Here is a 15,726-nt window from a genome sequence, read left to right as displayed (position 1 = left end):
CCCATCGATGCTAGGCGGCCGGGCGGGGGCGTGGGGCCGGGATGAGGCGGAGGGCGGCCGGGGCGTGCGCGGGGACGACCGGGGACCGGGGCGGGACCGGGCTCAGGCGCTGGTAGGGGGCGCCGGCGGACGGGCGCGGGTCGGGTTCGCCCTTGTTGGGCCAGAGGGCGATGGCGCGTTCGGCCAGGGCGGTGATCGTCAGGGACGGGTTGACGCCGAGGTTCGCCGGGACGGCAGAGCCGTCGATGACGTGCAGCCCGGGGTATCCGTAGACCCGGTGGTAGGCGTCGACCACCCCGGTGGACGGCGAGTCGCCGATGGTGGCGCCGCCGAGGATGTGCGCGGTGAGCGGGATGTTGACGATGTCGCCGACGGTGCCGCCCGGGTATCCGCCGATCCGGTCGGCGATCCGGCGGACGGCGTCGTGGCCGACCGGAATCCAGGTCGGGTTGGCGGCGCCGTGGCCGAGACTCGTGGTGAGCCGGCCGGTACGGGTGCGCCGTACCGTGAGCGAGTTGTCCACCGACTGCATGACCAGGGCGATGATGGTCCGCTCGCTCCACCGGCGGACGGAGAGCGAGTGCCCGAGGACGACCGGGTGCCGCAGGGCCTGCCAGAGGAACCGCAGCGGCCGCGGCACCCGCCCACCCCCGTCGACGAGGATCGTGGAGAGCAGCCCCATGGCGTTGCTGCGCGGCCCGTAACGGACGGGCTCGATGTGGGTGTCGGCGTCCGGGTGGAACGACGACGTGATCGCGATGCCCTGGGAGAACGGCTGCTCGGGCACGTCCTTGGTGGCGGCGCCGAGCAGCGCCTCCGAGTTGGTGCGGGTGAGCTGCCCGAGCCGGCCGGAGAGGGCGGGCAGCACGCCGCGGTCCTTCATGGTGTGCAGGAGCCGCTGGGTGCCGAGCGCCCCGGCGGAGAGGATGACCTGCTCGGCGGTGAAGACTCCGCGCCGGGTCTCGATCCGCCAGCCGGCCCCCTCCGGGCGCAGGGTCGTCACCTCGGTGTCCGGGTGGACCGTGACGCCGGCCCGCTCGGCCAGGTAGAGGTAGTTGACGTCGAGCCGGTTCTTGGCGCCGACCCGGCAGCCGATCATGCAGTTGCCGCATTCGACGCAGCCGGTGCGGTCCGGTCCGGCGCCGCCGAAATACGGATCCGGCACGGTCTTGCCCGGCTCGCCGAAGAAGACCCCGACGGGGGTACGCCGGAACGTGTGCCCCACGCCCATGTCCTCGGCGACCTGCTTGATGACGACATCGGACGGCGTCATGGTCGGCTGTTCGACGACGCCGAGCATCCGCGACGCCTGATCGTAGAAGGGCGCCAGCTCGGCCGACCAGTCGGTGATGCCGGACCAGTGCGGGTCGTCGAAGAACGGCGTGGGTGGCACGTAGAGCGTGTTGGCGTAGACCAGCGAGCCACCGCCGACCCCGGCCGCGGACAGCACCATGATGTCCTTGAGCAGGGTGATCCGCTGCATGCCGCGCATCCCGAGCCGGGGGGCCCAGAGGAAGTTGCGCAGGTCCCAGGAGGTCTTGGGCAGGGTGTCGGGGGTGAACCGGCGGCCGGCTTCGAGCACGGCGACCCGGTATCCCTTCTCCGCCAGCCGCAGAGCGCTGACGCTGCCACCGAAGCCGCTGCCCACGATCACGATGTCGAAGTGCGTCATCGTGTCACCTAAGCATTACCGGCGAGTAACCGACAAGGGTCAGCGGCGATAGATCCGGATCGAATGCCCGACGTCGCCGATCTCCTGGGAGGTGGCGATCATCTGCTTGAGTCGGGGCCCGGCCAGCGCCACCCGGGAGTCGGAGACGACGAGCAGACCGTGGACCTGGTCGAGCGGCACCGAGTACGGATCGCGCGCCTGGATCCCGTAGTAGGCGGGCACCCCGGACCCCTTGTAGACGAGCCACACCTGCTCGCCCGGGTGTTCGGCCCGCAGATAGACGCCGAGGCGGGCGAGGTCCTGGCCCCAGTCGACGTTCGCGTCGTGCAGGTTGAGGTGGGTCCGCGTGGTCCCGCCGAACGCCTCGTTGGAGTAGGGCAGGTAGAACGGGAAGGTCAGCGCCGAGCTGACCACGACCCAGAGCACCAGCAGCCCGGCCGCGACCCGCGACGCCGGGAGCCTGATCAGCGCGACGGCCCCCGCCGCGACCGCCAGGAACAGGTGCAGGTGGATCGCGTACCGCGTGCCGTAGTTGCGGGCTCCGGTCATCGTGACCAGCAGCAGCACCACCGAGACCGGCAGCAGGTAGAGCAGCGCGGCCCGCAGCCGCGGCGCCGTCAGCATGGTGACGAGCCCGCCGATCCACAGCGCCAGCATGCCGAGCGGGGTCTTGATCAGGATCGCGACCGGCATGTAGTACCAGGGCGACCCCTTGTAGGACTCACCCAGCAGGAACCCGTTGAACAGCCGGTTCTCGAACTTGAACTGGATCAGCATGCCGTCGGTGTAGGCCTGCGGGAACGGCAGCAGATCCACCGCCAGACGCTTCAGGCCGTGCACGTCGGGCAGGTTGGGCGGGCTGGTCCAGCGCAACCGTGGATCCACCACGAGATAGACGAACCACACCACGGCCACCGCGATCAGCCCGGCGCCCAGGCCCGCTCCGGCGGCGATCAGCAGGCGGCGCTTCAGGTCACCGGGCCGGGCCCGCCAGGCGGACCATCCGGAGAGCAGGACCAGCAGGGGTACGGCCGGAAGCACGCTCATCCGGGTGGCGAGCGCCGCCCCGAGAGCCGCCCCGGCCACCGGGACCCAGAGCCCGGGGCGGGTCCGCGCGCGCCACGCCGCCCAGAACGCGGTGAGCAGCAGCCCGGCGGCCGGCACGTCGAGGGTGGCCAGTGAGCCGTGCGCGATCACGTCGGGGGAGAAGCAGTACATCGTGAGGGCGATCAGACCGCCCCACGGCCCGGCCAGGTCACGCGCGAAGAGCAGCACCACCAGCCCGAAGACCAGGGTGAGCAGGATGACCGGCAGCCGGGCCAGCAGCATCAGCTGGAACGGGTTGTTGCCGGTCTCGTAGAGCAGGTGCCGCCCGAGCCGGGTCTGGTTGCCCGGATAGGCCGGGTCGAGCTCGGCGCCGGCGAACGCCGTCCCGGCCGCGATGATCAGCTTGCCGAGCGGCGGGTGCTCCGGGTTGTAGCGCAGGCTGTGCTGCTGCCGGTAGACCTCGGCGGTGGCCACGTAGACCGGCTCGTCGATCGTCGGTGACTGCTGGATCGCCGTGGTCACCATGGCGAACGCCATCTGCCCCAGCATCGCCACCACGGCCAGGACGTAGAGCAGGCGGCGTCGTGGCATCGGGCCAATCTAGCCGGGCCCGGATCACACGCCCACCGTGCGGGTGGCCACCAGGCCGCGGGCCGCGTCGCCGGTCACCGAAGGTATTTCCACGGCCCACTCTCCGGTGCCGCAGCAGTCCCGGCCGAGACTCATCCCGTCGAGACGCCGTCGCTGCGCCGTGCAGTACGCCTTGGCGCACGCGTCGCCGGGCAGCGCGAGCTGGGCGCTGTGCAGCACCTCGCCGTCACCGGAGTGGACCGCGAAGTGCACGTGCGGCCAGTGCCCGGCCTGCGCCTCGGGGAACGCGCTGCCGAATGAGACCCAGCCGGCCGGGTCGGCGACCTGGCGGCCGGCCGCCAGGTCGCCGCAGTGCCACAGGCTGACCGCGCATCCGGTCCGCGGGCGTCCCGAGCTCGCGCTCACCAGGCGCAGCTTGACGGTGAGGGGGACGCCGAGAGCAGGCTCTGTCATGGCCGTCTCTTCGCCCGGGATCGGCGGCCGCTGAGGGGTTCGCCGGTGGCGGAAACGGAGCACCTCCGGGCACCGCGGCGCCGGGGGTGCGGGGACGACCGGGGTGTCCTCAGACCGAGGACGTGACCCGCTCCGCCGCATGCTCGTCGTAGGCGGCCCGGGCGGCCGCCAGCCTGCCGGGGAACCGCTGACACGTGCGGAACAGCTTGTAGATCAGGAACAGCTCGAAGGTGAGCAGCCCGGCGCCGGCCGCGATCGTGACCGGGAAGATCAGCCCGGTGATCGGGGCGATGATGAAGACCGTCATCTCGTACTCGATGCCGCTGAACAGGTGTGTGCGGATGCGGTTGCGGCGCAGCGTCTCGCCGATCCGGCTCTTCAGCGAGCCGCCGCCGGCGGGCCCGGTCAGGTCGTCGGCCGTCTCGTCGTCCGCGTCGGGCTCGCTCGCGGAGGGCAGGCGGTACGCGTTGAGCTGGTCCTTCATGGCGCGCCGGACCTTCGCCATCTGGGCCCCGTTGAGGTACCGGAACAGGTCCAGGAAGATCGCCATCGCCATCAGCCACAGGTAAGCCGTGTTGCCGGTCCGCGCGAACTGCCCGCCGAACAGGGCCAGCGCGATGAAGAAGATCCGCACCCGGTCCAGCACGAAGTCGAGCCACTGCCCGAACATCGTGCCCGTCCCGTTGAGCCGCGCGATCTTCCCGTCCATGCAGTCGACCACGAAGCTGATGTGGAACAGGACGCCGCCCGCGACCAGCGCCCCCCTCTCCCCGGACGCGAAACAGGCGGCCGCGCCGAATCCGAAGATCGATGCGACGAGGGTCAGAACGTTGGGCGTGATCCATCGGTACGGCGCCACGAGACGCACCAGCCGGGCCGCCAGCGGGTCAACCAGAAGCACGGTCCACCACGCGTCGACCGGCTTGTAGGTCCGTTCCCGGATCTCCTGCAAGGTCACCTTCACGCGCGGCACTTTAGCCCCAAATCCTACGAATAGGCTGTGTGGCCCGCCGGTAACAACAGGGTTACTACCTGCGGTAATGCTGATCTAGGGGGGTAGTAGTCGGATTCTTCTCAGTTTTCATGACACGATGGTGTTAGGTGCGATAGAGAGTCTACGCCCGATTCCGGGTTATCACTCATCCTTTGCGAAGATCGGCTCCCACGTCGTGGAGATGCCGCAGCGCCTGCCGGTACGACTCGATCAGCCCGGTCATCTCGTAGGGCACCCCGATCTCGGCGCAGTAGTCCCGCACGATCGGCTGGGCCCGGCGCAGGTTCGGCGTCGGCATCGCCGGGAAGAGGTGGTGCTCGATCTGGTAGTTGAGCCCGCCCAGCGCCGCGTCCACGAACCACCCGCCCCGGACGTTGCGTGACGTGAGGACCTGCTTGCGCAGGTAGTCCTCGGTGCCGTCGGGGTGCGGCATGCCCTTGTGGTTCGGAGCGAAGGTCAGGCCCAGGTAGACCCCGAACAGCGCCTGGTGCACCACGAGGAAGGCCAGCGCCTGCACCGGCGACAGGACCAGGAGCAGGGCGGCGGCGTACCCGATGAAGTGGATCGCCAGCAGCGCGGCCTCCAGGCCGCGTTGTTTGATCGTGCCGCCGGCCAGCGCCCGCACGCTGTCGCGTTTCAGCGACACCCCCAGAAGAGTGAGCAGCGGGAAGAACAGCCACGCCTGGTGCCGGACGACGAAACCCTTGCCGCGCGCCTGCTCCCGGGACCAGACCAGCACGTCCGGGCCGACGTCCGGATCCAGGTCGTCGTGGTTCGGGTTGGCGTGGTGCTTGGTGTGCTTGTCCATCCAGTAGCCGTAGGACATGCCGATCGCGAGGTTCCCGGCGATCCGCCCGGCCCGCGCGCTGGGCCGGTTGGTGCGGAACACCTGCCGGTGCGCGAGGTCGTGCGCCACCAGCGCCACCTGGGCGAACACCACGGCCAGGAACGCCGCCACGGCGAGCGTCCACCACGAGGCGCCGACCAGGACGAAGGCGGTCCACCCGCCGATCAGGGCCAGGGACACCAGGCTCAGGCGTACGGCGTAGTACGCGGGCCGGCGGCGCAGGAGCCCGGCCGCGCTGATCCGGCGGTTCAACTCGGCGAAATCGCTGCCCGCGGTCCGGGGCGCTGCTGCTGTCGTCGTCATGCTCCCAGCGAACCGTCTCCGATGATCGCCGGTCAGGAGTGCCAGGCCACCGAAGCGAGGTAGGGCTGGCCCTACCGACAACCTGGCGCCCGGTGGCCAGGATGAGGGCATGGACTCGCGTGACTGGATCCGGGACGGCGCCCGTGCCGTCGCCGGCGGGCTGCTCGCCGTCCCCCTCGCCGTCGTGAACATCCCCCTGTTCGTGCTCTTCGCGGTCGGGCTGGTGCTCACCCCGGTGCTCGGCATCGGGCTGCTGGCGCTGCCGCTGGTGACGATGCTGATCCGGGCGCGTGCCGATCTGGCGCGCCGGCTCGCCGCGGGGCGGGGCGTGCCGATCTCCCGGCCGTACCGTCCGCGGCCGGACGGCGTGGTCCTCGGCGGCTTGCGCTACTACCAGTGGCTGATCACCGACCCGGCGACCTGGCGCGACGTGGCCTGGCTGCTGCCCGGCGCGGTGGCCGGACTGGTGCTGGGCATGCTGTCGCTGGCCCTGCCGGTCTACGGGTTCGAGGGCATCCTGCTCATCCCGCTCTGGATCTGGCTGGGCACCGACTCGTACGGCTACGGCATGATCTGGCCGATCGAGACCGTCGGCGAGGGCTTCCTGTCTCTGCCGCAGGGCGCGGTGATCCTGTCCATCGGGGTCGCGGCCGCGCCGTACCTTCGCCGGTTCGACGCCCTTTTCAGCCGGCTCTTCCTCGCCCCGACCCGGGCCGCCGAGCTGCGCCTGCGGGTCAGCCAGCTCACCGTCACCCGGGCCGACACGGTCGACGCCCAGGCCGCCGAGCTGCGCCGGATCGAGCGTGACCTGCACGACGGCGCCCAGGCCCGGCTGGTCGCCCTGGGCATGACCATCGGGCTGGCCGAGGAGATCGTCGACGCCGACCCGGTCACCGCCCGCAAGCTGCTCGCCGAGGCGCGGGAGAGCAGCTCGGCCGCCCTGGTCGAGCTGCGGCACCTGGTCCGTGGCATCCACCCGCCGGTGCTCGCCGAGCGCGGGCTGGAGGGCGCCGTGCGGGCGCTGGCGATGGCCCTGCCGATCCCGGTCACGGTCACCACCGAGCTGCCGGGCCGGCTGGACACCCCGGTCGAGTCGGCCGCCTACTTCGCGGTGGCCGAGGCGCTGGCCAACGCGGTGCGGCACGGCGCGGCCGGCAACGGCGCCGTGGAGCTGTGGCACACCGGCCGGACCCTGGTCATGCGGGTCTCCGACGACGGCCGGGGCGGGGCCGACCCGTCCGGCGGCACCGGGCTGCGAGGCATCGAACGCCGTCTCGCCGCCTTCGATGGCACGATGAGCCTGTCCAGCCCGCCGGGCGGACCGACCGTCGTGACCATGGAGCTGCCGTGCGCGTTGTCCTCGCCGAAGACCTCGCCCTCCTCCGGGACGGGCTGACCCGTCTGCTGGAGGCGTTCGACTTCCAGGTGGTGGCGGCGGTCGACAACGGACCGTCGCTGTTGCCGGCCCTGCTGGAGCACCGGCCGGACGTGGCGGTGGTGGATGTCCGGCTGCCGCCCACCTTCACCGACGAGGGCCTGCAGGCGGCTATCGAGGCCCGGCAGAAGGTGCCCGGCATGCCGGTGCTGGTGCTGTCCCAGCATGTCGAGCCGCTCTACGCCAGGGAGCTGCTGACCGACCGCGCGGGCGGGGTCGGCTACCTGCTGAAGGACCGGGTGGCGAACGTGGCACAGTTCGTCGACGCGGTGCGCCGGGTGGCGGGCGGCGGCACCGCGATGGACCCGGAGGTCGTCTCGCAGCTGCTCGCCCGCCACTCCTCGCCGCTGTCCGGACTGACCACCCGCGAGCGTGAGGTGCTCTCGCTGATGGCCGAGGGACGATCGAACGGGGCGATCGCCACCAAGCTGTTCGTCGGTGAGAAGGCGGTCAGCAAGCACATCAGCAGCATCTTCACGAAGCTGGACCTGCCGCCCTCGGACGACGACCACCGCCGGGTCCTGGCCGTGCTGACCTACCTCAACGCCTGAGCCTCGCGATCCGCCCGTCCCGGCCGGACGCCCAGCAGGCGCCGTCCGCGGTGCAGGCCACCGCGTCGAAGCTGCCGGTGTCGAAGCGCCGCCAGGTGACGCCGCCGTCCCAGGAGACGTCGCTGCCGGTCGGGCCGACGGCCAGCGCGGTACGCCCGCCCCACCAGGCCACCCCGGACCGGTACTCGCCGGGCGCCGTCCGCGACACCGTCCAGCGCCGTCCGCCGTCCCGGGTGACCGCCGCACCGTCCGGGGCGGACGTCTCCGCGGCGTAGTCGCCACCGACCGCGACGCCCTGTCCCGGCCCGCGGAACGCCAGCGAGTAGATGCCGGCGCTGGGCCCGCTCGGCACCGGTGAATCGGAAACCGACCAGGTCCATCCGCCGTCCTTCGACGCGAACACCCGGGCCGTCGCGTCGCCGCCGGTGGCGAACCAGGCGTGCCGGCCGGACGAGACCAGGCAGGTGCCGCTGGCCGCGAAGGCGAACTCGCCGGGCAGCGCGTCGGGCATGCCGCTGGTGGGCCGGGTCTGCCAGGTCCGGCCGCCGTCGCGGGTGGCGAGGATCCGGAACTTCCCGCCGACCGGGTCGGACAGGGCCAGCCCGTGCCGCCGGTCGCTGAAGGTCAGGCAGTCGTAGAAGGCGGCCGGATCGTCGTTGCGGAACGTCTCGGTCCAGGAGGCGCCACCGTCCGACGTGGAGTAGACCCGGGACTCCGGGCCGTTGCCGATGGTCAGCGCCACCGCGTGCCGGGCGTCGAAGGCCTCGATGTCGCGGAACTGCAGCTCGGCGGCCTCGGGTGGGCCGACCGACGCCCAGGTGCGCCCACCGTCCACGGTCCGCAGCACCGTCCCGGCGGATCCGGCGGCCCACGCGACCTTCGCACTGACCGGGGCGAGCCCACGGAACCGCGCGGTCGAGCCGGTGTCGGTGAGCTGCCACGAGAGCCCGGCGCCCGAGGTGAATCCGGTGCCGCCGGCCACGACGAGGGCGAGCACTGCGATGGACAGTTTTCGATGCAAGGTCATGCCGGGGAACCTACCGTGTCACACGGCGGATCTCGATGGGCTCGGCGCCGGTGCGGGGGCCGGCGCCTCGTCGGCCCACAGGCGCCCGGCGAGCAGGCCACACCCCAGGATCAGCACCGCGGCGATCATGGCCAGCAGCCCCTGGGTCACCGGCCGGGACCGCCGGCCCGGCAGTCGCTGGAACCCGCTCAGCGCATCACCCATCACCGGCCCCCTCTCGCGCTCCCCACTTCGATTCTCAACGCGCGAGGGGCTTCGACGGGCATCACTCGTTGCGGTTCAGCCGATCGACCGGGGTGAACTCATCCGTCCAGCAGGGCGCGCAGCCGGATGCTGTCCGCCGTCGTCCAGCCCGGCGGCGGGGCGAGAGCCGCCCAGCCGTCCACCGTCTCCGATCGGTACGAGTGCCCGTGCCCGGTCGGCACCTTGTTGGAGAAGACCAGGTCACAGGTGATCTGCCAGAACGTGATGCCCGGGTACCAGTGCATGTCCGGGGTGACGTCCGGCGCCCGCTGCCCGACCAGCCACTGTGGCTTCTTCCAGAGCAGGTCCCAGCTCCACCAGACCACCGGGTCGGTCGCGTTCTGCAGGTAGACCACCTTCGGTGGCGGGCCGGAGCGGTCCCGCAGCTCGGCCGCGTCGTCGGCGAACTCGACCGGCAGGCCCGGATAGTCCGGGTCCCAGATCGGGCTGCCCGGGGCACGGCCCTCGGTGAGCGCCCGGTGCGACGGGTTGGCGAAGGTCGGCCCGAGCAGCAGCGCCCCGTCCGCCCCGGCGGCCAGGCGCTCCGGCGTGCCGAAGGTCATCTCCATCCCGTACGTCCCGAGGCTCTCGCCGAACAGCAGCAGCCGTGGCCGCGTCGCCTCCGGGAGCGCCGCCCACCTCGCGCGCACCGCGCTGATCAGGGCGTCGGCCGCGTCGGCCACTTCGGACCGGTCGCCCATGAAGGCGAAGAAGCTGGGCAGGTACGAGTACTGCATGGACACCAGCGCGGTGTCCCCGGCATACATGAACTCCAGAGATCGGGGGACCTTGTTGTCGACCCAGCCGGTGCCGGTCGGGGTGATCACGGCGATCACCGCCCGGTCGAACGCGCCGGTCCGGTCCATCTCCCGCACCACCAGGTCGGCTCGTCTCGCCAGGGTGTCGGCGGAGGTGAGGCCGGCGTAGACGCGGATCGGCTCGACCGCGGGCCGGCCGGCGAACCGGGTCAGCTCCTCGACGGTGGGTGTCCCGGCCACGAAGGTCCGGCCCTGACGGCCCAGCGAGTCCCACTGGACCAGCGACTGCGGCCCGCCGGAGCGCAGGGTGGACGCCGGAACGGTGACGCCGTTGCCGGTCCCGCTGTTCTCCACGGCGGCCAGCCGGTCGACGGTGGTGAACAGGTTGGCGATCAGCAGGCCGTCGAGGGCCGAGTACGCCAGGACGGCCACCACCAGGGTGCCGGCGCAGTAGGCGGCCGGCTGCGGGACGACCCGGCGGAACAGCAGCGCGCACCCGTACGTGGCGAGGCGCAGCAGCCGGGCGATGAGCAGCAGCAGGCCGAAGGTGAGCAGGCTGGCCCCGACGGTACGGGCGATGTCGTACTCCGGGACCGGCGCCATGCCGAGCCGCACCCGTAGGTCACGCTGCCAGCGGGTGCCGAGCCAGAGGAAGATCCCGACCACCGCCGGCACCACCGCGGCGAGCACCGACCAGGCGATCAGCGTGGTCCGGGCGCGGAACGGGCCGTGCAGGCGGCGGCCCAGCGCCCCGAGGGCGGCGCCCAGCGCATACCCCATGGCCGCGGTGATCCCGGCGACCACGCCCTGCAGGAACCAGGCGCGTGGCAGCAGCGACGGGGTGAAGGAGAGACAGTAGAAGACGGCGGCGAGACCGGCGCCGGTGACGCTGAGGCGGGATCGGACGATGCGCCGGGCCGGCGGTGCCGGGACGGCCGGGGTGTCCTCGATCGATCGGCGGGGGGAGGGAATCCGGGAGAGCAACGTCCTCTGCCACCCGGGCGGGGACGCAACCACCTGTCTGAGCATCCGGTGCTCCGTTTCGTCGGGCCGGGTCCCACACCGGGTGTGACGACATCGACCCGATGGGTTGCCTCTCCATCATCGTGGTCGATCCCGCCGAGCGCCGCCTCATTTCCCTCGGGGTATTCCCTGGTTTCTTCTGCGGGTTCATTCACTTCCCGACTCCTCTGCCGATGACATGCGGTGAGGAGGAACCCGATGCGGCTGCGTAACTGGATCGCGGTGCTGGTCAGCGTGTTGTTGCTGGCCGGAGCCGGGGTCGCCGGCATTCTGGTGAACCGCTCGACCGTCCAGGCGGTCGAGAAGGTGCACCGGACCGACACCACGGCCCTCGGTGACAACAACGCCGAGCTCACCGGCCAGCTCCAGTACTACTCCACGGTCGAGTTGGGCAAGATCGGCGCTCTGCTCGCGGCCGGCACCGCGGTCTCCGTCGAGCAGGCGAAGGCGGCGCTGGCCGCCGCCGCGAAGAAGACGAACACCTTCCAGTACGGGTTGCTGATCACCGACCCGGGCCACAACGTCCTGATGGCGAGCGGGGACTCTCCTCTCCCGGCGACCGAGGACGCCGGCTGGCAGCCGATGTGGGCGCAACTCGACACCGCCGCCGCGACCGACAGCGCCGTCGACGACTACGGCTTCTCGAACGTCATGCAGGTGGCCGGGAGCGACCCCGCCAAACCCGCCTCCTATGTGGCCGCGGTCGCCGTGCCGTTCACCCGTGCGGGCGTCCCGGCGGGGTACCTGATCGGGCTGAACCACGTCTCGTCGACCTCCCTGCAGGGTTACATGCGGGAGCTGAAGAGCGACTACCACCGGACCACGATCGTCGACGCCACCGGCCGGATCGGCGCGGCCAGTCTGGACGAGGTGCTCGGCACCACGGTCAACCCGGAGATCCTGCGCAACCGGACCGGCGCCTCGGCGTTCGTCGAGTACCTCGAGGGCGAGGAGAAGATGATCGCCGTGGTGATCGACATCGATCACAGCGGCTGGTACTACATCCGTACCCAGACCAAGGCGTCCTTCGACGGCGTCGTCTACAACCGCAGCCAGACCCTCAACCTCACGCTGCTGGCGATGCTCGTGATCGGTGTGGTCGGCATCACCCTGCTCGGCTACCGCACCCAGATCACCCGGCGCCGCGCCGACGAGCGGTTCCAGGCCCTCTTCCAGCACGCCCCCGACCTGGTGTCGGTGCTCGACGCCGGCGGCCGGATCATCTTCAGCAGCCCGAGCACCACGTCGGTGCTCGGCTTCAAGGCCGGCTCGCTGGCCGGGCACAGCGTCTTCGACGTGGTGCACCACGAGGACCAGCCGCAGATGCGGGAGAAGCTGGGCGCGCTGCTCGCCGACCCGGCCGGGGTGCTGCGCCTGCAGTGCCGGGTCCGGACCGCCGACGGCCAGTTCCGCTGGTTCGACTTCACCGCCTCCAACCAGATGGCCAACCCGTCGCTGAACGGCGTGGTGATCAACGCCCGGGACATCTCGGAGAACCGGGCTTTCCAGGAGCGGCTGGAGCACGAGGCGCAGCACGACCCGCTGACCGGCCTGCCCAACCGGCGCCGGATGCACGACAAGCTCAACTCGACGCTGCGGGCCGACGCGGTGGCGGTGCTCTTCGTCGACCTGAACGGGTTCAAGCCGGTGAACGACCGGCACGGGCACGAGATCGGCGACGAGTTGTTGCGGCAGGTGGCCGAACGGCTCAGCGCCTGCGTGCGTACCGAGGACGTGCTGTCCCGGGTCGGTGGCGACGAGTTCGTCATCCTGATGCCCGGCACGGTCGCGCCCGACGACGCGATCGCGATGGCCGGCCGCGTACGGTACGTGCTGGAGCTGCCGTTCCGGATCGACGGGCACGAGATCGGCATCGGCGCGAGCGTCGGGGTGCACCTGGCCCCGGCCGCGACCGACCCGGACGAGGCCCTGCGCGCCGCCGACCATGCCATGTACGAGATCAAGCACTCCAGCCGGATCCCGGCCGGCGTGACGATCCAGGTGGGCCGGCACCGTGCGGCGGACTAAACTTGATGCACACTGGGTGCATTAAGTTCCGGCTGAAACGGTGGTGACCGCGGTGTCCAAGGTGTTCTCCCGGCGGGATCTCGACTTCCTGCTCTACGAATGGCTCGACGCCGAGGCGCTGACCGCCCGGGAGCGGTTCGCCGAGCACTCCCGGGAGACGTTCGACGCGTTCCTCGACGTCTCCCAGCAGATCGCCGAGCGCGACTTCGCGCCGCACAACCGCACCGGCGACCTCAACGAGCCGACCTTCGACGGCGAGACCGTCACGATCATTCCCGAGGTGAGCCGGGCGCTGCGGGTCTTCGCCGAGTCCGGCCTGATCGCCGCCGGCTTCCCGGCCGAGCACGGCGGCCTGCAGCTGCCGCACGTGGTGCAGCGGGCCTGCTTCCTCTGGTTCCAGGCGGCCAACACCGGCACCTCGGCGTACGCGATGCTCACCGCCGGCAACGCCCACCTGCTCCTGGCGCACGGCACCGACGAGCAGATCAGCCGTTACGTCCACCCGATGCTGGAGGGCCGGTTCACCGGCACCATGTGCCTGTCCGAGCCGCAGGCCGGGTCCTCGCTGAGCGACGTGGCCACCAAGGCCGTCCGGCAGGACGACGGGACGTACCGGATCAACGGCGGCAAGATGTGGATCTCCGGTGGCGACCACGAGCTGAGCGAGAACATCATCCACCTGGTGCTGGCCCGGGTCGAGGGCGCGCCGGCCGGGGTCAAGGGGCTGTCGCTCTTCATCGTGCCGAAGAAGCGGCTGGACACCGGCGAGCGCAACGGCGTCGTGCTGGCCGGGCTCAACCACAAGATGGGCTACCGCGGCACCACCAACACGGTGCTCGCCTTCGACGACGCGATCGGCGAGCTGGTCGGCGAGGAGGGCCGCGGCCTGGCGTACATGTTCCACATGATGAACGAGGCGCGGATCGGCGTCGGCTCCGGCGCGGTCGCGCTCGGCTACACCGGCTACCTGCACGCCCTGGCCTACGCGCGGGAGCGTCTGCAGGGCCGGCCGGTCGGCGACAAGGACCCGGCGGCGCCTCCGGTCCCGATCGTGACGCACCCCGACGTCCGCCGGATGCTGCTCGCCTCCAAGTCGTACGTCGAGGGGGGCCTGGCCCTGGTGCTCTATGCGGCGAAGCTGCTGGACGAGCCGTCGCCGGAGAACGACCTGCTCCTGGACGTGCTCACGCCGATCGTGAAGGCCTGGCCGTCGCAGTGGTGCCGTCTCGCCGACGACCACGCCATCCAGGTCCACGGCGGGTACGGCTACACCCGCGAGTACCCGGTCGAGCAGTTCTACCGGGACAACCGCCTCAACTCGATCCACGAGGGCACCGACGGCATCCAGGCCCTCGACCTGCTCGGCCGCAAGGTGACGATGAAGGGCGGGGCCGGCCTGGCCCTGCTGTTGGACCGGATCATCGCGACCGCCGACAAGACACCCGACCTGGGCGGCCCGGTGAAGAAGGCGGCCGACCGGCTCGCCGCGACGACCGCCACGCTGTGGGCCGGGGGCGACGCCGAGAAGGCTCTGGTCAACGCCACGGCTTATCTGGATGCCGCCGGCCACCTGGTGATCGCCTGGATGTGGCTGGAGCAGCGACGGGCGGCCGAGGGCAAGGAGGGCGCCTTCTACGAGGGCAAACGCCTGGCCGCCCAGTACTTCGTCACGCACGAGCTGCCCCGGATCGGCCCGCTGCTCGACCTGCTCGACTCGGGCGACACGCTGCTTCGGGACATGGACGACGCCTGGTTGGGCTAGTTTCGCAGGTATGGCGGGCAAAGCCACGATCATCGAAGTCGGCGACCACGAGGTCCGGGTCTCCAACCCGGACCGGGTCTACTTCCCGGAGCTCGGCGCCACGAAGCTCGACCTGGTCGAGTACTACCTGGCGGTGAGCGACGGGATCGTCCGCGCGCTGCGCGAGCGACCCTGCATGCTGCACCGGTTCCCGGAGGGTCTGGCCGGGGAGAAGGTGCACCAGAAGCGGGTGCCCAACGGCGCTCCGCCCTGGCTGGAGACGGTCCGGGTGACATTCCCCCGCTACCACCGGCACGCCGACGAGCTCTGCGTGACCAAACTCGCGGACGTGATCTGGGCGGTGCAGATGTCCACCGTGGAGTTCCATCCGTGGAACTCGCGCCGGGCCGACACCGAGCGCCCCGACGAGTGGCGCATCGACCTCGACCCGATGCCGGACTGCCCGTTCGACACTGTCCGGCGGGTCGCCCCGGTCGTCCGGGAGGTCCTCGACGAGCTGGGCGTCACCGGCTTCCCGAAGACCTCCGGCGGCAAGGGCCTGCACGTCTACGTGCGGATCCGGCCGGAGTGGGGTTTCACCGACGTGCGCCGGGCCGCGCTCGCCTTCGCCCGCGAGGTCGAGCGCCGGGCCCCCGACGACGTGACGACCACCTGGTGGCGCCGCGACCGCGACCCGTCCGCCCTGTTCATCGACTACAACCAGAACGCCCGGGACCACACGATCGCCAGCGCCTACTCGGTGCGCGGCGTCCCGGAGGCCACCGTCTCCACCCCGGTCACCTGGGACGAGATCCACGACCTCGACCCCAGGGACTTCACCATGCGTACGGTCCCCGAGCGCTTCGCCCGGCTGGGCGACCTGCACGCCGCCATCGACGACGAGGCGTACTCCCTGGAGACGCTCCTGGAGTGGGCCGACCGCGACGAGAAGGCGGGCCTGGAGACCCCCGACGAGAAATCCTCCGACTAGGCGGGAACCGATCAGCGGTCAC

At 71.2% G+C, this 15,726-nt stretch carries 13 protein-coding genes; 5 read left to right on the top strand and 8 right to left on the bottom strand.

Annotated features, from left to right (window positions below; translation table 11 throughout):
* Positions 1-10: 10 nt before the first annotated feature.
* The 5 genes from BM290_RS32440 to BM290_RS32420 form a co-directional block, all read right to left on the bottom strand.
* The gene (locus tag BM290_RS32440; RefSeq protein ID WP_093619745.1) at positions 11-1,672 is read right to left on the bottom strand and encodes a GMC oxidoreductase; all 1,662 of its coding nucleotides are present in this window, start codon (positions 1,670-1,672) and stop codon (positions 11-13) included.
* Between the two features lie 39 nt (positions 1,673-1,711).
* On the bottom strand, positions 1,712-3,310 hold the full coding sequence (locus BM290_RS32435; protein ID WP_093619744.1) for a phospholipid carrier-dependent glycosyltransferase: 1,599 nt from the start codon (positions 3,308-3,310) through the stop codon (positions 1,712-1,714).
* Positions 3,311-3,334: 24 nt separating this feature from the next.
* On the bottom strand, positions 3,335-3,763 hold the full coding sequence (locus BM290_RS32430) for a peptidase associated/transthyretin-like domain-containing protein (protein ID WP_093619743.1): 429 nt from the start codon (positions 3,761-3,763) through the stop codon (positions 3,335-3,337).
* A gap of 109 nt (positions 3,764-3,872) precedes the next feature.
* Positions 3,873-4,727, bottom strand: coding sequence for a CDP-alcohol phosphatidyltransferase family protein (locus BM290_RS32425; protein ID WP_093619742.1), 855 nt, complete (start codon positions 4,725-4,727; stop codon positions 3,873-3,875).
* A 175-nt stretch (positions 4,728-4,902) separates the two neighbouring features.
* Positions 4,903-5,907, bottom strand: a complete 1,005-nt coding sequence (locus BM290_RS32420) for a fatty acid desaturase family protein (RefSeq protein WP_093619741.1) — start codon at positions 5,905-5,907, stop codon at positions 4,903-4,905.
* Positions 5,908-6,016: 109 nt separating this feature from the next.
* Between BM290_RS32420 and BM290_RS32415 the strand changes: the two genes are divergently transcribed.
* Entirely contained in the window at positions 6,017-7,303 is a 1,287-nt protein-coding gene (locus BM290_RS32415) for a sensor histidine kinase (protein ID WP_093619740.1), read from the top strand.
* Entirely contained in the window at positions 7,255-7,893 is a 639-nt protein-coding gene (locus tag BM290_RS32410; RefSeq protein ID WP_093619739.1) for a response regulator, read from the top strand. Before BM290_RS32415 ends, BM290_RS32410 begins: the two co-directional genes overlap by 49 nt.
* Here BM290_RS32410 and BM290_RS32405 read toward each other — a convergent pair.
* The 3 genes from BM290_RS32405 to BM290_RS32395 form a co-directional block, all read right to left on the bottom strand.
* Entirely contained in the window at positions 7,883-8,920 is a 1,038-nt protein-coding gene (locus BM290_RS32405) for a sialidase family protein (protein ID WP_093619738.1), read from the bottom strand. The genes BM290_RS32410 and BM290_RS32405 overlap by 11 nt on opposite strands.
* A gap of 18 nt (positions 8,921-8,938) precedes the next feature.
* Positions 8,939-9,124, bottom strand: coding sequence for a hypothetical protein (locus BM290_RS32400; RefSeq protein ID WP_093619737.1), 186 nt, complete (start codon positions 9,122-9,124; stop codon positions 8,939-8,941).
* Positions 9,125-9,222: 98 nt separating this feature from the next.
* Positions 9,223-10,950, bottom strand: coding sequence for an alpha/beta hydrolase (locus tag BM290_RS32395; protein WP_093619736.1), 1,728 nt, complete (start codon positions 10,948-10,950; stop codon positions 9,223-9,225).
* Positions 10,951-11,142: 192 nt separating this feature from the next.
* On the opposite strand from BM290_RS32395, the gene BM290_RS32390 reads away from it, so the two are divergent.
* From BM290_RS32390 to ligD, 3 genes are read left to right on the top strand one after another with little or no spacing between them, the layout of a single operon-like run.
* Entirely contained in the window at positions 11,143-12,972 is a 1,830-nt protein-coding gene (locus BM290_RS32390; protein ID WP_093619735.1) for a sensor domain-containing diguanylate cyclase, read from the top strand.
* 52 nt (positions 12,973-13,024) lie between these two features.
* A complete protein-coding gene (locus tag BM290_RS32385) occupies positions 13,025-14,734 on the top strand; it encodes an acyl-CoA dehydrogenase (RefSeq protein ID WP_093619963.1) in 1,710 nt (569 codons plus the stop codon).
* Between the two features lie 10 nt (positions 14,735-14,744).
* On the top strand, positions 14,745-15,704 hold the full coding sequence (ligD, locus tag BM290_RS32380; RefSeq protein ID WP_093619734.1) for a non-homologous end-joining DNA ligase: 960 nt from the start codon (positions 14,745-14,747) through the stop codon (positions 15,702-15,704).
* The last annotated feature ends 22 nt before the right edge of the window (positions 15,705-15,726 follow it).

Source organism: Actinoplanes philippinensis (genome assembly GCF_900113015.1).
Classification (GTDB): Bacteria; Actinomycetota; Actinomycetes; order Mycobacteriales; family Micromonosporaceae; genus Actinoplanes; species Actinoplanes philippinensis.
The sequence above is the reverse complement of the archived record's forward strand: the minus strand, read 5'-3'. Positions and strand labels throughout refer to the sequence as shown.